General features: G+C 70.1%; 14 protein-coding genes. 9 read left to right on the forward strand and 5 right to left on the reverse strand.

Features of this window, described 5'->3' with window-relative positions; genetic code table 11:
- Positions 1–62: 62 nt before the first annotated feature.
- Genes ACK8CO_RS06860 through ACK8CO_RS06875 form a run of 4 tightly spaced genes read left to right on the forward strand, consistent with a single transcriptional unit; the run spans position 63 to position 5316 of the window.
- On the forward strand, positions 63–722 hold the full coding sequence (locus tag ACK8CO_RS06860) for an ABC transporter ATP-binding protein (RefSeq protein ID WP_414898634.1): 660 nt from the start codon (positions 63–65) through the stop codon (positions 720–722).
- A complete protein-coding gene (locus ACK8CO_RS06865) occupies positions 719–3136 on the forward strand; it encodes an FtsX-like permease family protein (protein ID WP_414898635.1) in 2418 nt (805 codons plus the stop codon). The genes ACK8CO_RS06860 and ACK8CO_RS06865 overlap by 4 nt, the downstream gene beginning before the upstream one ends.
- Positions 3126–4181: a lipocalin-like domain-containing protein gene (locus ACK8CO_RS06870; protein ID WP_414898636.1), complete on the forward strand. Its 1056-nt coding sequence runs from the start codon at positions 3126–3128 to the stop codon at positions 4179–4181. The genes ACK8CO_RS06865 and ACK8CO_RS06870 overlap by 11 nt, the downstream gene beginning before the upstream one ends.
- 4 nt (positions 4182–4185) lie before the next feature.
- Positions 4186–5316: an FAD-dependent oxidoreductase gene (locus ACK8CO_RS06875; protein WP_414898637.1), complete on the forward strand. Its 1131-nt coding sequence runs from the start codon at positions 4186–4188 to the stop codon at positions 5314–5316.
- A 145-nt stretch (positions 5317–5461) separates the two neighbouring features.
- Here the strand turns inward: ACK8CO_RS06875 and ACK8CO_RS06880 are convergent, their stop codons facing one another.
- Positions 5462–5887, reverse strand: a complete 426-nt coding sequence (locus tag ACK8CO_RS06880) for a YdcF family protein (RefSeq protein WP_414898638.1) — start codon at positions 5885–5887, stop codon at positions 5462–5464.
- Positions 5888–6175: 288 nt separating this feature from the next.
- Complete coding sequence (locus ACK8CO_RS06885) at positions 6176–7501, reverse strand: UDP-glucose dehydrogenase family protein (protein WP_414898639.1); 1326 nt, start codon at positions 7499–7501, stop codon at positions 6176–6178.
- Positions 7502–7684: 183 nt separating this feature from the next.
- On the opposite strand from ACK8CO_RS06885, the gene ACK8CO_RS06890 reads away from it, so the two are divergent.
- Positions 7685–8770 (forward strand): AbrB family transcriptional regulator, encoded by a 1086-nt coding sequence (locus ACK8CO_RS06890; RefSeq protein ID WP_414898640.1) that lies wholly within the window; start codon positions 7685–7687, stop codon positions 8768–8770.
- A gap of 49 nt (positions 8771–8819) precedes the next feature.
- Here the strand turns inward: ACK8CO_RS06890 and ACK8CO_RS06895 are convergent, their stop codons facing one another.
- Positions 8820–11342, reverse strand: coding sequence for an ABC transporter permease (locus ACK8CO_RS06895; protein ID WP_414898641.1), 2523 nt, complete (start codon positions 11340–11342; stop codon positions 8820–8822).
- Positions 11339–12034, reverse strand: coding sequence for an ABC transporter ATP-binding protein (locus ACK8CO_RS06900; RefSeq protein WP_414898642.1), 696 nt, complete (start codon positions 12032–12034; stop codon positions 11339–11341). Before ACK8CO_RS06900 ends, ACK8CO_RS06895 begins: the two co-directional genes overlap by 4 nt.
- A 76-nt stretch (positions 12035–12110) precedes the next feature.
- Here ACK8CO_RS06900 and ACK8CO_RS06905 point away from each other — a divergent pair, with 76 nt between their 5' ends.
- On the forward strand, positions 12111–12746 hold the full coding sequence (locus ACK8CO_RS06905) for an arylesterase (protein ID WP_231119205.1): 636 nt from the start codon (positions 12111–12113) through the stop codon (positions 12744–12746).
- 155 nt (positions 12747–12901) lie between these two features.
- Positions 12902–14320, forward strand: a complete 1419-nt coding sequence (locus tag ACK8CO_RS06910; RefSeq protein ID WP_414898643.1) for an FAD-binding oxidoreductase — start codon at positions 12902–12904, stop codon at positions 14318–14320.
- A 76-nt stretch (positions 14321–14396) separates the two neighbouring features.
- On the opposite strand, the gene hemC is transcribed toward ACK8CO_RS06910, so the two are convergent.
- Positions 14397–15341, reverse strand: coding sequence for a hydroxymethylbilane synthase (hemC, locus tag ACK8CO_RS06915; protein WP_080615177.1), 945 nt, complete (start codon positions 15339–15341; stop codon positions 14397–14399).
- Positions 15342–15444: 103 nt separating this feature from the next.
- On the opposite strand from hemC, the gene hemE reads away from it, so the two are divergent.
- A complete protein-coding gene (hemE, locus tag ACK8CO_RS06920; RefSeq protein ID WP_414898644.1) occupies positions 15445–16476 on the forward strand; it encodes a uroporphyrinogen decarboxylase in 1032 nt (343 codons plus the stop codon).
- A 161-nt stretch (positions 16477–16637) separates the two neighbouring features.
- On the forward strand, positions 16638–17267 hold the full coding sequence (locus ACK8CO_RS06925; protein WP_414898645.1) for a TetR/AcrR family transcriptional regulator: 630 nt from the start codon (positions 16638–16640) through the stop codon (positions 17265–17267).
- Positions 17268–17300 lie beyond the last annotated feature (33 nt).

A 17300-nucleotide genomic window follows, 5' to 3' on the forward strand; every position in this document is an offset into this window, starting at 1 on the left:
CTGCGGGCTGTGCCCGGCCCTCCGGCGCGCTAGATAGGCGCGGCAGACGGGGGAGACGGCCCATGCTCTTATCACTTTCCGGCATCGGCAAGGCCTACGAGACCGGGGGAACCCGGATCGAGGTGCTGTGCGGTGTCGATCTCGCGCTGGCCCGGGGCGAGACGGTCGCGCTGACCGGCGAATCCGGGTCCGGCAAAAGCACGCTTCTGCATCTCTGCGCCGGGCTCGACCGCGCCGATCGCGGCCGGATCGCCGTTGACGGGCAGGATCTGACCGACGCTTCCGAACCCCGCCTCGCCGCGCTCAGGCGCGAGACGGTGGGGCTGGTCTTCCAGCAGTTCAACCTGATCCCCTCGCTCGACGTGGCCGCCAATCTCGCCTTCCAGGCCCGGCTGGCGGGGCGCCACGATCCGGATCGGGTCGCGACACTGGCCGACCGGCTGGGTCTGTCGGAGCTTCTGTCGCGCTATCCAGAACAGCTTTCGGGCGGCCAGCAGCAACGCGTGGCCATCGGCCGGGCGCTGGCGATCCGGCCCGCGCTGCTGCTGGCCGACGAGCCCACCGGCAATCTCGACGCGGCCACCGGCGACGCGGTCATGGACCTGATGCTCGAACTGGTGACCGAGGCGGGTGCGGGGCTTCTGATGGTCACCCATTCGCCCCGGCTCGCCGCGCGGCTGGGACGGCGCGCGCATCTTGCGGGCGGGCGGCTCGCGGCATGATCCGGACCGCCATTACCGCGCTTCTGTCGCATTGGCGACGCCACCCGCTGCAACTGGCCGGGCTCTTCCTCGGGCTCGCGCTGGCGACCGCGCTCTGGTCGGGGGTGCAGGCGATCAATGCCGAGGCGCGGCAAAGCTATGACCGCGCGGCGGCAGTGCTGGCGCAGGACCGGCTCGACAGCCTCGTCGCCCGCGACGGTCAGCCGATCGGCCAGCAGGTGTTTGCGGATCTGCGCCGCGCGGGCTGGCTGGTCTCGCCGGTGCTGGAAGGGCGCTGGTCAGAGCGCGGCCGGTCCCTCCGTATCCTCGGGGTCGACCCCTTCACCCTGCCTGCGGACAGCCTGCCCGAAACCGTCGCCGATGAAAGCCGCTCGGGGGCCTTCCTCTCGGCCGAGGGCCTTGCCTTCGCCGCCCCCGAAACCGTGGCCGGGCTGACGGAAGGCGGCGCCCGGGGCCTGCCGCCGCTGGCCGCGGCCCCGGGGATGGCGCCCGGCCTTCTGCTGGTCGATATCGGCACCGCCCAGCGCCTCGTGCGGGCCGAGGGCAAGATCAGCCGCCTGCTGATTGCGCCCGAGCAGCCCTTGCGCCAGAGCCCGCTGGACGAGGTCGCACCCGGGCTGATCCGCCAGAGCCCGGCCGAGCAGGCCGATATGGGCGCGCTGACCGGCAGCTTTCATCTCAACCTGACCGCCTTCGGCTTCCTGTCCTTCGCGGTCGGGCTGTTCATCGTCCATTCCGCCATCGGCCTCGCCTTCGAGCAGCGCCGCCCGGTCTTCCGCACGCTCCGCGCCCTCGGCCTGCCGCTGCGGGCGCTGGTGGGCCTGCTCGCGGCCGAGGTGATGGGCTTTGCCCTGGTCGCCGGGCTGGCGGGCATCGCGCTGGGCTATGTCATCGCAGCAGCACTCCTGCCCGATGTGGCGGCGACACTGCGCGGCCTTTACGGCGCAAGCGTCTCGGGCAGCCTGTCGCTGCGCCCCGAATGGGCCGTCGCGGGTCTGGCCATGGCACTGGCGGGCGCGGGGATCGCGGCGGCGCAAAGCCTCTGGCGGCTGGCGCGGATGCCGGTTCTCGCCCCCGCCCAGCCCCGCGCCTGGAGCCGCGCCTCGGCCCGCGCCCTCGCCTGGCAGACCGGACTTGCCGGGATGCTTGCGCTGATCGCGCTGGGAGCTGCCGTCAGGGGCGAGGGGCTGGTGGGCGGTTTCGTCCTGCTCGGGGCGCTTCTGCTGGCCGCGGCGCTGGCCCTTCCGGGCGCTCTGGCGGTGGCGCTGGCTTTCGGCGAACGGCTCTCGAAGGGCGTCATCGCACAATGGTTCTGGGCCGATACCCGCCAGCAGCTTCCGGGCCTGTCGCTGGCGCTGATGGCGCTGCTGCTGGCGCTTTCGGCCAATATCGGCGTCGGCACCATGGTCTCGAGCTTCCGGCTGGCCTTCACCGCCTGGCTCGACCAGCGCCTGCCATCGGAACTTTACGTCACCGCCCGGACCGAGGACGAGGCCCTGCGCCTGGCCGAATGGCTGACCCCGCGCAGCGACGCGCTGCTGCCGATCTGGAAGATCGACGGCGCCCTGCTCGGCCGTCCGGGCGAGGTCTACGGCGTTGCCGATCACCGCACCTATCCCGATCACTGGCCGATGATCCTTGGCGACGCCTCGGTATGGCAGGCCCTCGCGCGCGGCGACGGCGTCATCGTCAATGAACAGCTCTGGCGCCGTGCAGGTCTGCGCCTCGGCGATCCGGTGACGCTTCCGGGCGGCGCGATCCGGCCGCTGATCGGGGTCTATGCCGATTACGGCAACACCAGGGGCCAGGCGATCCTGGGCATCGCCGATCTGCTGGCGCTGTATCCCGGGATCGACCGCCGCCGCTATGCGATCCGCACCGATCCGGCCAATGTGCCCGCGCTCCGCAGCGCCATCGAGGAGGATTTCGGCCTGCCCCCCGACAGCATGATCTCGCAACAGGAGGTCAAGCAGGTCTCGCTGATTGTGTTCGAACGCACCTTCGCCGTCACCGCCGCGCTGAACGTGCTGACCATGGGCGTGGCGGGCTTTGCCATGTTCATGAGCCTGCTGACGCTCTCGACCATGCGCCTGCCGCAGCTGGCCCCGGTCTGGGCGCTGGGGCTGACCCGCGGCCGCCTCGCCCGGCTGGAACTGCTCCGCGCGGTGCTCCTGGCGCTTCTGACCATGGCGCTGGCGGTGCCGGTCGGGCTGCTTCTGGCCTGGGTGCTGCTGGCGGTGATCAATGTCGAGGCCTTCGGCTGGCGTCTGCCGATGCATCTCTTCCCGCAGGACTGGCTCTGGCTCGGCGCGCTGGCGCTGATCGCGGCGGGGCTGGCCGCCGCCTGGCCCGCCTGGAAGCTCGCGCGCCTCGCCCCGGTCCATCTGCTGAAGGTATTCGCCGATGAACGTTAAGGTCCTGATCTGCGCGCTGTTCCTGCCCTTGCCCGCTCTGGCGCAGGGCTTTGCCGGGCTCGGCGGCGCGGCCGATGGCTATGCCCTGCCCGACCCGGCCGCCCGGTTCGAGTTTCCCCGCGATCATGGTGCCCATCCCGGGTTCCGCATCGAATGGTGGTATGTGACCGCCAATCTCGAGGGCGAGGACGGCAGGCAATACGGCATCCAGTGGACGCTGTTTCGCAGCGCGCTGGCGCCCGGCGAGCCCGGCACCGGCTGGCAGACCCGGACCGCCTGGATGGGCCATGCCGCCGTCACCTCGGCCGACACCCATAAAAGCGCCGAGCGGCTGGCCCGGGGCGGCATCGGGCAGGCCGGGGTGACCCTTGCCCCCTTCCGCGCCGAGATCGACGACTGGCATCTGCTCAGCACAGCCGGACCCGGCGCCGATCCGCTATCGGCCGCCCGGCTCGGCGCCAGTGGCACGGGCTTTGCCTATGATCTCGACCTCGTCGCGACCGGGCCGCTGGTCCTGCAGGGCGCGCACGGCTATTCGGTCAAGTCGCGCGACGGGCAGGCCAGCCATTACTATTCGCAGCCCTTCTACCGCGCCGAGGGCCGCCTGATCTTCCCCGACCGCACAGTCCGCGTCACCGGCCGGGCCTGGCTCGACCGCGAATGGTCGAGCCAGCCGCTCGCAGCCGACCAGACCGGCTGGGACTGGCTGTCGCTGCATCTCGACGGCGGCGCCAAGCTGATGGCCTTCCGGCTGCGGGGCGCACGCGACGACTTTCTCACCGGCACCTGGATCGCGCCCGACGGCACCCCCACGCCGCTGACCCCTGGCGCGGTCGAGATGGTCCCGGAGGCCGAAACCGAGGTTGCCGGGCACAGTATCCCGACGCTCTGGCGTGTTCGCCTGCCCGCACGCGGGCTCGACATCACCGTCACCGCGCTGCAGCCAAAGGCCTGGAACGAAACCCGGGTGCCCTATTGGGAAGGCCCGGTCACGGCGCGCGGCAGCCATCCGGGCGAGGGCTATCTGGAAATGACCGGGTACTGAGCCGATGAGTACCCGCGCCCATCTGGTGCTGATCGGCGGTGGCCATGCCCATGCGCTGGTGCTGCGCGGGATGAGGCAGCGCCCCGACCTCTCGGTGACGCTGATCGACCCGGCGCCGAGGGCCGCCTATTCGGGCATGCTGCCGGGCTTCATCGCGGGCCATTATCCGCGCGCGGCACTCGAGATCGACCTCGCGCGGCTGGCCCGCGCCGCCGGGGCGCGCTTCGTCATCGGCCGCGCCGAGGGGCTCGACCGGGCCCGCCGCCATGTGCTTGTCGCCGGGCAGGCGCCGGTGCCCTATGACATCCTCTCGCTCGATATCGGCATCACCTCCGATCTGCCCGACCTGCCGGGCTTTGCCGATCACGCGGTCCCGGCCAAGCCGCTCGGGCACTTCGCCGATCGCTGGGCCGGGTTCCTTGCCGGGGTCGCGGCGGGTCATGCCGCGCCCCGCGTCGTGGTGATCGGCGCGGGCGTGGCCGGGGTCGAGCTGGCGCTGGCCGCCCGCCACAGGCTGGCAAAAGGCGGCGCCGCGCCCGAGCTGACACTGATCGAGGCCTCGGACGAGATCCTGCACGACCTGCGCCCCGGTGCCCGCACGGCCCTTCTCGAGGCCCTTGCCCGGGCCGGGATCGCGCTCCGGACCGGAAGCCGGGTTGCACGGATCGGCCCCGGGGGCGTGACGCTTGCCGACGGCGAGAGCCTGCCCGCCGCCTTCGTCATCGGCGCGGCAGGCGCCCGGCCGCAGGGCTGGCTGGGCGAAACCGGGCTCGCCCTGACGGAGGGCTTCGTGACGGTCGACAGGACCCTGCGCTCGGTCTCGGATCCGAGGGTCTTTGCCGCGGGCGATTGCGCCCATCTCTCGCATGCACCACGGCCCAAGGCGGGCGTCTTCGCGGTGCGCGAGGCGCCGATCCTGGCCCGAAACCTGATCGCGGGGCTGACCGGCGGCCCGATGCGCGCCTACCGGCCGCAGCGGCGATATCTCAAGCTGATCTCGATGGGCGAAAAGCGCGCCGCCGCCGACCGGCTGGCGCTGCGGATCGAGGGCCGCTGGGTCTGGCACTGGAAGGACCGGATCGACCGCGGCTTCATGCGCCGGTTCCAAGACCTGCCGCCCACCGGGTGCCCCTGAGCCCGCCCCGGCCCTCCCGATTACTGCAAGACCTCCCGACAGCGCGCTCCGGCAAAGCGCCCGGTGCGCCATCGGCCTGCCCCCCCGCGAAGCCGCGCGATATGCCGCGCGGGTCCGGCTCTCGGGTCATGCCGGACGGGAAAAATCACCCGGCAAGGCAGCCTTCGGGAAGCGGATCGGCGGCAAGGCCGCTGGCGCGGTAAACCGCAAGCCCCAGCACTTCGTGCAAGAAGAGGGTCAAGAGACCGAGGTTTTCCGGCAGGCCCGGGCTGGCGCGAAATCCGGGCGCAGTGCGGAAATCGACCGGATAGGGCAGGATGCCGCGCCAGCCCGCGGCGCAGAATGTGGCAACGGCACGGCGCATGTGAAAGGCCGAGGTGACCAGCACCCGGTTGCCCGGCCGGTCGGGCACCAGCTCCACCGCCAGCCGCGCGTTCTCGGCTGTGGTGCGCGAGGCGTCCTCAAGGCTCGACCGCGACGGGTCGAAGCCAGCCCGCAGCAGCAGAGCCGCCGCCACATTCGCCTCGGGGATCGCGGCCAGGAAACAGCACCGGCGCCTCGGGAAGACCACGGGCCAGCGCAACTGCGACGAGGAAGGGGTCTCTGGCCGCGTTGAACCTGGGCGCGCGACCGAACTCTCCGGAGCCTCACCGCCGCCGAAAACGGCCATGCCCGCAACCGGGCGTCGGGCTCAGACACCGGATGGGCGGCCTCCAGCCGCGCCATGGCGCGGGGCGACAGCGCGACAGGCCGGGAACCGCGCCCCCAATAGCCCGGGGCCATCCGACATCAGCGTATGGGGGCGCCGCAGCGCCCGGCCGAGCTTTGAGGCGACGAGGAAGACGTCGCCTCAAAGGTCTTACCCGTCGAGCCCGAAACCCCGGCGGCCGACCGCCACATAGGCCTCGAACCCGGCCTGCCGCACATCCTCGGGCGGGTAGATGTTGCGCAGATCGGCCAGCCGCGGCACCGCCATGAGCCTGGACATCTGGCCGAGATCGAGCGCGCGGAACTCGTTCCATTCGGTCAGGATGACCAGTGCATCGGCCCCTGTCGCCGCGGCATAGGGATCCTCGACCCAGTCGACGCCGGGCAGCAGCTTCTCGCCTTCGCGCCGCCCCTGCGGATCGACCACGCGGACCTTCGCGCCGCCGCCCACCAGGGCGGGCACGATGGTCAGCGAGGGCGCCTCGCGCATGTCGTCGGTATTGGGCTTGAAGGTCACCCCCAGCACCGCCACGGTCTTGCCGTTGACGCTGCCGCCACAAAGATCGACCAGCTTGTCGACCATCCGCCGCTTGACCCGGTCATTGACCTCGATCACCGTCTCGGTGATGGCGCAGGGCGAGGCATGATCCTGCCCGATCCGGGCCAGTGCGTTGGTATCCTTGGGGAAACACGAGCCGCCATAGCCCGGCCCCGCATGCAGGAACTTGTTGCCGATCCGGCCGTCCAGCCCCATGCCCTTGGAGACCGCCTTGATGTCGGCGCCGACCTTCTCGCAGAGCATCGCCATCTCGTTGATGAAGGTGATCTTGGCCGCAAGGAAGGCGTTGGCGGCATATTTGATCATCTCGGCCGATTCCAGATCGGTATAGACGACCGGGAATTCGCGCAGGAAGAGCGGCCGGTAGATATCGGCCATCACGGCGCGGGCGCGTTCGGCCTCGACCCCCACCACGACCCGGTCGGGCCGCATGAAATCGTCGATGGCGGCGCCTTCGCGCAGGAATTCGGGGTTCGAGGCGACGTCGAACTCGGCCGCCGGATTGGCCTTCGCCACCACCTCGGCCACCTGCCGGTTGGTGCCGACCGGCACCGTCGACTTGGTGACGATGACGCAATAGCCCGTCAGCGCCATGGCGATCTCTTCGGCGGCGGCCATCACATAGCTCAGATCGGCATGACCGTCGCCGCGCCGGGTGGGCGTGCCGACCGCGATGAAGACGGCATCGGCGCCGGCCACCGCCGCCGCCAGATCGCCGCTGAAGGACAGCCGCCCCGCCGCCACGTTGCGCGCCATCACCGCCTCGAGCCCGGGCTCGTAGATCGGCACCTCGCCCCGCATCAGCATCTCGATCTTGCGCGGATCCTTGTCGATACAGACGACCTCATGCCCGAAATCGGAAAAACAGACACCCGACACCAGCCCGACATAGCCCGTGCCCACCATCGCGATCTTCATGCGCAGCCTCCTCGAAAACCGTTGCAAAGGCGCATGCGACGGCGCGGAGCGCAAGTCAACATCGCTTTGCCGCGCGGATCTCCGCTTGTGGACAGGGCGGACGCAACCCCTTCACGGAATTGACAAACGGCGGCGGGGACGGTTTCTGGGCCCGGCAGGCGGACGACGCCTGCGGAAACGCGCATGACATCGACAGACCCACCGCTGGGCCCTGCCCTTCTGACCCTTGCCACCGGCGCCACCGGCGCGGCGCTTGCCGCGCTGCTGCATATGCCTGCGCCATTCATCACCGGCCCCGCGCTGAGCGTGACCCTCGCCGCGCTTGCGGGGCTGCGCGCCGATCTGCCCCGCGTCTTCCGCGATACCTGCTTCGTGGTCCTCGGCGTCAATCTCGGCGCCAGCGTCACCCCCCAGGCGATCGACACCGCGATCCACTGGCCGCTGAGCCTCCTCGTGCTGGCGATCTCGGTGCTGACGATCATCGGGCTTGGCGCGCGGCTCCTGCGTCGCCTGTTCGGCTTCGACCGGATGAGCGCGCTGCTGACCGCAACCCCCGGACATCTGAGCTTCGTGCTGAGCCTGTCGACCGACCTGCGCGCCGATCTGCCGCGGGTGACGATGATCCAGACCGTCCGCGTGCTGGCACTGATCCTGCTGGTGCCGTTCCTCGCGCCGCTTCTGGGCCAGGGCGATCTGCCGGTCGTGCCGCCGCAGACGGCGCCGCCGATGCCGCTCCGGGGGCTGCTGGCATTGCTCGCCCTGTCGGGCGCGGCCGGGCTCGCGCTCGACCGGCTGCGGGTTCCGGCCGGGCTTTTGCTGGGCGGGATGGGGCTTTCGGCGCTTGGCCATGCCACCGGGACGATCCAGGGCACGGTTCCCGTCTGGCTGTCGGTGCCGGCCTTCATCGCCATGGGCACGCTGATCGGCACGCGGTTCTCGGGCGTGACCCCGCGCATGCTGCTGCAGTCCCTGGGCGCGGCAAGCCTGCTGACCGGTTTCGCCGCGCTGGTCTCGCTGGTCGCGGCGGCGCTGGTGGCCAAGCTTCTGGGCCTGCCGATGCTGAGTGCGCTTATCGCCTTCGCCCCGGGCGGGCTCGAGACGATGATGGCGATGTCGCTGCTTCTGAACGCCGATCCGGCCTATGTGACCACGCATCACGTGTTCCGCCTGCTGATGCTGACGGTCGCGCTGCCGCTGCTGGTGGCCCGGACCCGGGCCGTCATCGCCCGCGAGGCCGCCGCCGCGCCAACGGACAAGGCCCCGGATTAGAGCCTCGGGCTGTCGCCTCTGGCCTGCGCAAGGGGTAAGGCCCGACTGGCTATTCGCGCGCGCGCAGTACCCGGGCCGGCCGTGCCGCCAGCGGCCGCCAGGCGAAGGCAAGCCCCGCCAGCAGCGTCGCCAGCGCACCACCCAGGACGATGGCCAGCGCCGAGACCGGCTCGAAGCGGTAATCGCCCTCCATCACGAAGCGCATCACCGCCCAGCCCGCGACCCCGCCCGCGAAGATCGCGACGGTCCCCGCCGCCGCCCCCAGCATCGCCGAACGCAGCGCGAAATAGGCCAGGATCTGGCCCCGCACCGCGCCCACCGTCTTCAGCACCGCCGCCTCGAAGATCCGCGCCCGCTGACCGGCCGCGGCCGCGCCGATCAGCACGATCACCCCGGTCACCAGCGTCGCCGAGGCGCCATAGGCGATGGCGGCGGCAAGGCCCGACAGCACCTCGGCCACCCGGTCGAGCGCATCCTTGATCCGGATCGCGGTGATGTTGGGATAGGCCGAGGCAAGATCGCGCAGGATCGCCGCCTCGGCCGATGGCTCGGCATAGATCGTGGCGATATGGGTATGCGGCGCCCCTGCGACGGCGGCCGGATCCATCGTCATCACGAAGCCGATGCCCGCGGTCGAGAAATCGACCTCGCGGAAGCTCGTCACCGTCGCGGTGATGTCGCGGCCGAGGATGTTGACGGTGATCTCGTCACCAAGCTTCAGCCCGATCTCGCCGGCCTCCTCGCGGGCAAAGCTGACCTGCGGCGGCCCGTCATAGCCGGGAGGCCACCAGAGCCCGTCGGTGACGACGGTGTTTTCCGGCGGCCGGTCGGCATAGGTCACGCCCCGGTCACCCCGCACCACCCAGTGATCGCCCGCCACCTCGCGCGCGGGACGGCCGTTGATCCGGGTCAGAACGCCGCGCAGCATCGGCGCGGTCTCGACCCGGCTGACACCAGGATCGCGCCCGAGCCGGGCCAGGAACCCGTCAAGCTGGCCGGGCTGGATGTCGACCACGAAATAGGAGGGGGCACGTTCGGGAAGCTCCTGCCGGATCGCGCTCCGGAGGTTCGAATCGATCTGACCGATGGCGGCAAGGATCGACAGCCCAAGCCCCAGCGACAGTACCACCGAGGCGGTCTCGCCCCCCGGCCCGCCGACCGCGCCCAGCGCCAGCCGCAGCGCAGTGCGCCCGCGCAAAACCCGCGCCCGGGCCGCGACACGCGCGATCCGGCGAAGCCCCGCCGCGGCCAGCACCAGAAGGCCCAGCGCGCCGAGAATGCCCGCCGCTGCCCAGAACGCCAGTTTCGGCACGCCCGAGAACCAGGCCGCTATCCCGATCAGCGCCAGCGCCAGAAACACCGTCGCCGCGATATAGCGCGGCCGCGGCCAGGCCCGGATCCGCCCCGAGGCATCGCGAAACAGCGCCGCCGCCCGCACCTCCTCGGTCCGGGCCAGCGGCCAGAGCGTGAAGAGGAGCGCGGTCAGAACGCCGTAAAGCGCGGCCTCTGCCAGCGGCCCGGCATGGACCGTGAACTCGGCCGGAACCGGCAGCTGCGCGGCGAGGAAAGGCCCGGCCGCCAAGGGCAGCAGCGCGCCCAGCCCGAGTCCAAGAAGGATGCCAAGCCCGGCCAGCGCGCCGATCTGCATGAGATAGGCCGCGAGGATCGTGCCGCCCTCGGCGCCCAGCGTCTTCAGGATCGCCACCACCTCGGTCTTGCCGTCGATATAGGAGCGCACCGCCGCCGAGACGCCGACACCGCCCACCGCCAGCCCGGCCAGCCCGACCAGCACCAGGAACGAGGCCATGCGGTCGACGAAGCGGGTCATGCCGGGCGCGCCGTTCCGGGCATCCCGCCAGCGCACGCCCCGATCGGCAAAGCGGCTCTCGGCCGCGCGCTCGAGCGCGGCGATGTCATGGCCGGGCGGCAGTTTCAGCCGGTACTTGACCTCGTAAAGCGTGCCCGGCGCCAGCAGCCCCGAGGGCTCGAGCGCGGCCTTGCGCAGGATCAGCCGCGGCCCCAGCCCGAAGCCCGCGCCCGCCCCGTCGGGCTCGCGCAGCAAGACCGCGGACAGCCTGTAATCGGCGGTTCCCAGCCGGAAGCTGTCACCCGGCACAAGGCCCAGCCGGTCGGCCAGCACCCGCTCCATCACCGCGCCATTGCCCGCGATCGCCTCATCCAGCGGTATCGGCGGGTCCAGCACGACCTGCCCGTAAAGCGGATAGGCCCCGTCGACCGCCTTGACCTGGGTCAGCCCGCGTTCGGTCTCGCCATCGCGCACGACCGCCACCATCGAGCGGAAATCGACCACTTCCGACAACGCCGCCGACACGCCCTCCATCCAGGCGCGTTCCTCCTCCGAAGCAAAGCGGTAGGTCAGCGTCATCTCGGCATCGCCGCCCAGAAGCGCCGCGCCCTCGCGGGTCAGCCCGGCCTCGATGCTTTCGCGGACCGAGCCCACCGCGGCGATGGCCGCGACGCCCAGCGCAAGACAGGCGAGAAAGACATAGAAGCCGCGCAGCCCGCCGCGCAGCTCGCGCCGGGCGATCCGGACCGCGACCGCAAGGCTCATTCCGCCGCCCTCTGCGCGGCTTCGCCCGCGATCCGCCCGTCGGCCAGCTCGATCACCCGGTCGCAGCGCGCGGCCAGATCCGCGGCATGGGTCACCAGCACCAGCGTCGCGCCATGACGGTCGCGCAGCCCGAACAGAAGCTCCATGATCGCAGCGCCATTGGCGCCGTCGAGATTGCCGGTGGGCTCGTCGGCCAGAAGCAGATGCGGGCGCGGCGCGGCGGCGCGGGCCAGCGCCACGCGCTGCTGCTCGCCGCCGGACATCTGGCTGGGATAATGGTCGACCCGGGCGCCGAGCCCGACCGCGCGCAGCTCGTCGCGGGCCCGCTCGAAGGCGTCGCGATGACCGGCCAGCTCCAGCGGCGTCGCCACGTTTTCCAACGCGGTCATGGTCGGGATCAGGTGGAAAGACTGGAACACCACGCCCATATGTTCCCTGCGGAACCGGGCGAGCTGGTCCTCGTTCATCGCCGTAAGATCGCGGCCCAGCGCCGTCACCCGACCCGCGCTGGCCCGTTCGAGCCCGCCCATCAGCATGAGGAGAGACGACTTGCCCGATCCAGACGGACCGACCAGCCCCAGGGTCTCGCCCGGCGCCACGTCGAGCGAGATGCCATGCAGGATCTCGACCGGGCCGGCATTGCCGGCGAGCGTCAGCGTCACGTCGCTGAGCGAAAGAATCGGGTCTGCCATCGCGCGGTGCCTCCATTGCCTGCCCTCCCCCCGATATGGGGCGGCCGCGCGCGCCCTCAACCTGAGCGTGGCATTGATGCTGGCACTGGGCCTCTCTGCCGGCGCCGGACCCGCCCGCGCCGAAATCACTCTCGCCGCCCTCGGCGACAGCCTGACCCAGGGCTACGGCCTGCCGCAGGAAGAGGGCTTCGTGCCCCAGCTTCAGGCCTGGCTGAGAGCGCAGGGCGCCGATGTCACGGTTCTGAATGCCGGGGTCTCGGGCGACACCACGGCGGGCGGGCTGTCCCGGATCGGCTGGACGCTCACGCCCGAGGTCGACGGGCTGATCGTGGCGCTTGGCGGCAACGATCTGTTGCGCGGCATCGACCCGGCCGCCTCGCGGGCCAATCTCGACGCGATCCTGACCCGGGCCGAGGCCGCGGATGTGCCGGTCCTGCTGGTCGGGCTCGATGCGCCGGGCAATTACGGGCCTGAATTCAAGGCCGCCTTCGACGCCATGTATCCCGAACTCGCCAGGGCCCATGACACGCTTTATTTCCCGAATTTCCTCAAGGGCCTGACCGATCTGCCCGACCGCGGCACGGCGATGGCGCGCTACATGCAGGATGACGGCATCCACCCCTCGGCCGCAGGCGTGAAACTGATCGTCGAGGCGATGGGGCCGAGCGTGCTCGAACTGGTCGACCGCGCCGGGGCCGGCGCCGGGGGCTGAGTCTGGGCCAAAGACGGGATCTGAGCGGACCGGGACCGCGATCCTGCACCGAAAGGCGCGGCTTTTGACAGGTCTGCCCTGCCCCGTCCGGCTTCAGCCCTCTGGCCAAGCCCGCCCGCTTGGCGTTAGGTGAAGGCCGATTGACGGAGGCGCATTTGGACCCGATCCCCTATCTCACCGACCTTCTCGGCCCCGCCCATGTGCTGACCGGCGAGGATACAAGACGTCACGCCCATGACTGGACCGGCAAATACAAGGGCACGCCCGCCGCGCTGCTGCGCCCGGCCGACCGCGACCAGCTTGCCGCCATCGTGACCTTCGCCGCCCGGAACCGGCTGCCGCTGGTGCCGGTCGCGGGCAATACCGGGCTTGCGGGCGGGGCCTATTGCGATGGCGCGCTGATGGTCTCGGTCGAACGGCTGAACCGGATCCGCGAGATCAACCCGCGCGCCCGGACCGCAACGGTCGAGGCGGGCGTGATCCTGTCGCAGCTCCATGACGCGGCCGAGGCCCGGGACATGGTCTTTCCGCTGACATTTGGCGCCCGCGGCTCGGCGCTCATCGGCGGCGTGCTCTCGACCAATGCCGGCGGCTCGAACGTGCTACGCTATGGCAGCACGCGCGGGCTCTGCCTCGGGCTCGAGGCGGTGCTGCCCGACGGTCGGGTGATGGATGTGATGAGCCCGCTGCACAAGGACAATACCGGGCTCGACCTCAAGGATCTGATGATCGGCGCCGAGGGCACGCTGGGGATCATCACGGCGGCCGTACTGAAGCTTTTCCCGCGCCCCCGCGCCTATGCCACCGCCATGGTCGCGGTCAGCGATCTGGATGCCGCGCTCGATCTCCTGAACCGGCTGCAGGAGGCCACGGGCGGCGCCGTCGAGGCCTTCGAATACATGCCCGACGACTACATGCGCCAGCTGTTCCGGCTGCGCCCCGAGATGCGCCCGCCCTTCGACCGCACCTATCCGGTCAGCCTCATGGTCGAGATCGGCGCCACCGCGCCGCGCGATGCCACGCCCGGGCCCGATGGCAGGCTGCCGGTGGTGCAGCTTCTGGAAGACACGCTGGCAGAAGGCTTCGAGCGCGGCGAGGTGCTGGACGCCGTCGTCGCCCAGAACGAGACCCAGCGTCAGGAGATCTGGGCCCGGCGCGAGATCTCGGCCGAGATCTGTTTCTCTGCCCCGCATGTGGTCGACAACGACATCGCGCTGCCGCTCGACCGGGTCGGCTCCTTCCTCGGGCGGATGGCCGCGCGCCTGCCGCAGATCGATCCGGGCGCCGAAAGCGTCACCGTGGGCCATCTGGGCGATGGCAACCTGCATTACACGGTCTGGGCCAGTTCGGGCAGCGCCGATCTCAAGGAAGCGCTCCGCGAGGCGGTCGAGGACGAGGTCGCGGCGCTCGATGGCAGCTTCTCGGCCGAACACGGGATCGGGCTGTCGAAACTCTCGACCATGGCGCGACGCAAGAACCCGGTGGCGCTGGACGCCATGCGCCGGATCAAGGCCGCGCTCGACCCCGAGGGCATCATGAATCCCGGCAAGCTGGTGCCGCCCGCCCGGGACTGACGGCGCGGCCTTGAAACGGAAAACGCCCGGCCTTGCGGCCGGGCGCTGCTATCGTCCCGATGGCTCCTGCCGGGGCTCAGTCCCAGTCGAAGAAGCCCTCGCCCGCCTCTTCGCGCAGCTTCTTGCCAAGCGCAAAGCCCATCTCGGCCGCATCCTCGATGGGGGCGCGATCCTCGCCCGCGATCCGCTCCGAGCCGTCGGGACGCAGGATCTCGCCCCGAAGCCAGAGATTGCCGCCCTCGTGCAACGCAAGCCCGCCGATCGGCGTCTCGCAGGAGCCGTCCAGCGCGTCGAGGAAGGCGCGTTCGCAGGCCATCATCTCGCCCGTCGCCTTGTCATGCAGCGCCTCCAGCAGGTGACCGGCCAGCGCGTCGTCGACACGCCGTTCGATCCCGATAGCGCCCTGCGCCACGGCCGGCAGCATCTCTTCGGGTTCGATGGTCGAGCTTGCGACCTCTTCCATGCCCAGACGGTTCAGCCCGGCCATCGCGAGGAAGGTCGCCTCGGCCACGCCATCTTCCAGCTTCTTCAGCCGGGTCTGCACATTGCCGCGGAATTCCACCACCTTCAGGTCGGGCCGGTAGTTCAGCAGCTGCGAGCGGCGCCGCAGCGACGAGGTGCCGACGACAGCGCCCTCTGCCAGATCCTTCAGCGATCCGGCGGTCTTCGAGATGAAGGCGTCGCGGTAATTCTCGCGCGGCAGGAAGGTGTCCAGCACCAGCCCCTCGGGCTGCTCGACCGCCATGTCCTTGGTCGAATGGACCGCGATGTCGATCTTGCCGCCCAGCATGGCGTCCTCAATCTCCTTGGTGAAGAGACCCTTGCCGCCGATCTCCTTCAGCGCCCTGTCGAGCACCCGGTCGGCAATGGTGTTGATCACCACGATCTCGAAGGCATCCTCCGGCAGATCGAAGGCCTTCATCAGCCGTTCGCGGGTTTCATATGCCTGGGCCAGCGCCAGCGGCGAGCCGCGCGTGCCGATCTTCAGGGGTGAAGCGGGGGAAGGAAGTGTGATAGCCATGCCCAAACCTCTAATCGCGTCACGTCGTCCTGACAACTCGGCCTGTCTTGACATGCTGACGCAAGCAGGGGACGACGGGCCGCACACATAAACGGGGACGACGATGGCGGAAACTAAAAAACTGCTGCGGGCACTTTCCGGAGAGACGATGGACGTGCCCCCGGTCTGGCTCATGCGCCAAGCGGGGCGCTATCTTCCTGAATACAAGGCCACCCGCGCCGAAGCGGGCGACTTTCTGTCGCTGTGCTACAACTCGGAGCTTGCGGCCGAGGTGACGCTGCAGCCGATCCGCCGCTACGGCTTCGATGCCGCCATCCTGTTCGCCGACATCCTGCTGCTGCCGCAGGCGCTGGGCGCCGAGCTGTGGTTCGAAACCGGCGAAGGCCCGCGCATGTCGACGATCACCGGTCCCGAGGGGCTGAAGGCGCTGAAGGGCAAGGACGACATCCACGACCACATGGCCCCGGTCTACGAGACCTGCCGGATCCTGTCGCGCGAGCTGCCGAAAGAGACCACGCTGATCGGCTTTGCCGGCGCGCCCTGGACGGTGGCGACCTACATGATCGCCGGTCGCGGCACCAAGGACCAGGCGCCGGCCCATGCGCTGCGTCAGGAGGACGAGGCGACCTTCGCGGCGCTGATCGAGCTGTTGACCGAGGCCACCATCGAATACCTGTCGAAACAGGTCGAGGCGGGCTGCGAAGTGGTCAAGATCTTCGACAGCTGGGCCGGATCGCTGAAGGGCGAGGCCTTCGACAAATACGCGCTGGAACCCGCCAGGCGGATCATCGTCGAGATGAAGGCGCGGCATCCGGGCCTGCCCTGCATCGCCTTCCCGCGCGAAGCAGGCGACAAATATGTCGGATTCGCCAGGGCCACCGGCGCCGATTGCGTCGCGCTTGACAATTCGGTCTCGGCCGAATGGGCGGTCGAGAACGTGCAGAAGGACGGCTGCGTCCAGGGCAACATGGACCCGAAACTGATGGTCACGGGCGGTCAGCAGCTGATCGACGAGACCAAGCGCATCAAGGAGGCCTTCTCGAAAGGCCCGCATATCTTCAACCTGGGCCATGGCATCACCCCCGATGCCGATCCCGAGAATGTGACGATGATGCTGGAGGCTCTGCGCGGCTGACGCGCAGTCCATTGAGACTCCGGGGAAACCTGGTAAACGCCCGCGCGGAATTCTCCTGTGCGGGCGTTTCCCAAAAGATGCTTCTCCTCCGTCCGGATTGAAGCGCAGGGGCCGGACCGCTAGCTATAGCGCAATTGCGCTCCCAGTTTGCCCGGGGATCCATGGCCCTGCCCTCGAGAGATCACTCCGTTTCCGATGCGCGCCTGCGCGCGGTCGACGCGGCCATCGCGCTGATGCAGGCGCGGGGAGAGGCCGATTTCACCATGGCCGAGCTGGCCGCTGCGGCAGGCCTGACCGAGGCCCGGCTTGCGGCGGAGTTTCCCGATCGCGACGCGCTGCTTGCCGAGCTGCGCCGGGTCTCCTACGACCGGCTTGCCGACCGCCGCTCCGCGCTTTACGCGGCACCTGGCGGCGATCCGGCGGCACGGCTGATGCGGGGCGGGCAGGATTATCTCGACTTCGCCCGCGCCAACCCTGCGCTTTACCGGCTGATGTTCTGCTCCCCCGGCAGCGGCGGCATCTCCCGGATCATTGCCGAGGCCATGCCCGCCGAGGCGCTGGACGCGCTGACCGAAGGGGTGCGGCGCTGCCAGCGGCAGCGCGGCCGACGCACCGACAAGGCCCATGAACTGGCCTTCCTGTACTGGACCACGCTGCATGGGGTGGTGGTGCTGGCCCTCGACGCCGGCGACACGGTCGAAGGCTCCGCCGAGGCAGACAGGCATTGGGCGAAGGCTGCGGCCAGCTTTGCCAGGCTGACCGAGCTGATCTGCGCCTCGAGCGACGGCTGAGCCCGCGGCTCAGTCACGCCTTTTCCACGGGGG

This window comes from Rhodovulum sp. HP10 (assembly GCF_047553435.1).
Classification (GTDB): domain Bacteria; phylum Pseudomonadota; class Alphaproteobacteria; order Rhodobacterales; family Rhodobacteraceae; genus Rhodovulum.

Bases quoted from the DNA above. Each gene is read 5' to 3' on its own strand.
- ACK8CO_RS06860 (WP_414898634.1), top strand. From the start codon at position 63: ATGCTCTTATCACTTTCCGGCATCGGCAAGGCCTACGAGACCGGGGGA.
- ACK8CO_RS06865 (WP_414898635.1), top strand. From the start codon at position 719: ATGATCCGGACCGCCATTACCGCGCTTCTGTCGCATTGGCGACGCCAC.
- ACK8CO_RS06870 (WP_414898636.1), top strand. From the start codon at position 3,126: ATGAACGTTAAGGTCCTGATCTGCGCGCTGTTCCTGCCCTTGCCCGCT.
- ACK8CO_RS06875 (WP_414898637.1), top strand. From the start codon at position 4,186: ATGAGTACCCGCGCCCATCTGGTGCTGATCGGCGGTGGCCATGCCCAT.
- ACK8CO_RS06885 (WP_414898639.1), bottom strand. From the start codon at position 7,501: ATGAAGATCGCGATGGTGGGCACGGGCTATGTCGGGCTGGTGTCGGGT.
- ACK8CO_RS06890 (WP_414898640.1), top strand. From the start codon at position 7,685: ATGACATCGACAGACCCACCGCTGGGCCCTGCCCTTCTGACCCTTGCC.
- ACK8CO_RS06895 (WP_414898641.1), bottom strand. From the start codon at position 11,342: ATGAGCCTTGCGGTCGCGGTCCGGATCGCCCGGCGCGAGCTGCGCGGC.
- ACK8CO_RS06900 (WP_414898642.1), bottom strand. From the start codon at position 12,034: ATGGCAGACCCGATTCTTTCGCTCAGCGACGTGACGCTGACGCTCGCC.
- ACK8CO_RS06905 (WP_231119205.1), top strand. From the start codon at position 12,111: ATGCTGGCACTGGGCCTCTCTGCCGGCGCCGGACCCGCCCGCGCCGAA.
- hemC (WP_080615177.1), bottom strand. From the start codon at position 15,341: ATGGCTATCACACTTCCTTCCCCCGCTTCACCCCTGAAGATCGGCACG.
- hemE (WP_414898644.1), top strand. From the start codon at position 15,445: ATGGCGGAAACTAAAAAACTGCTGCGGGCACTTTCCGGAGAGACGATG.
- ACK8CO_RS06925 (WP_414898645.1), top strand. From the start codon at position 16,638: ATGGCCCTGCCCTCGAGAGATCACTCCGTTTCCGATGCGCGCCTGCGC.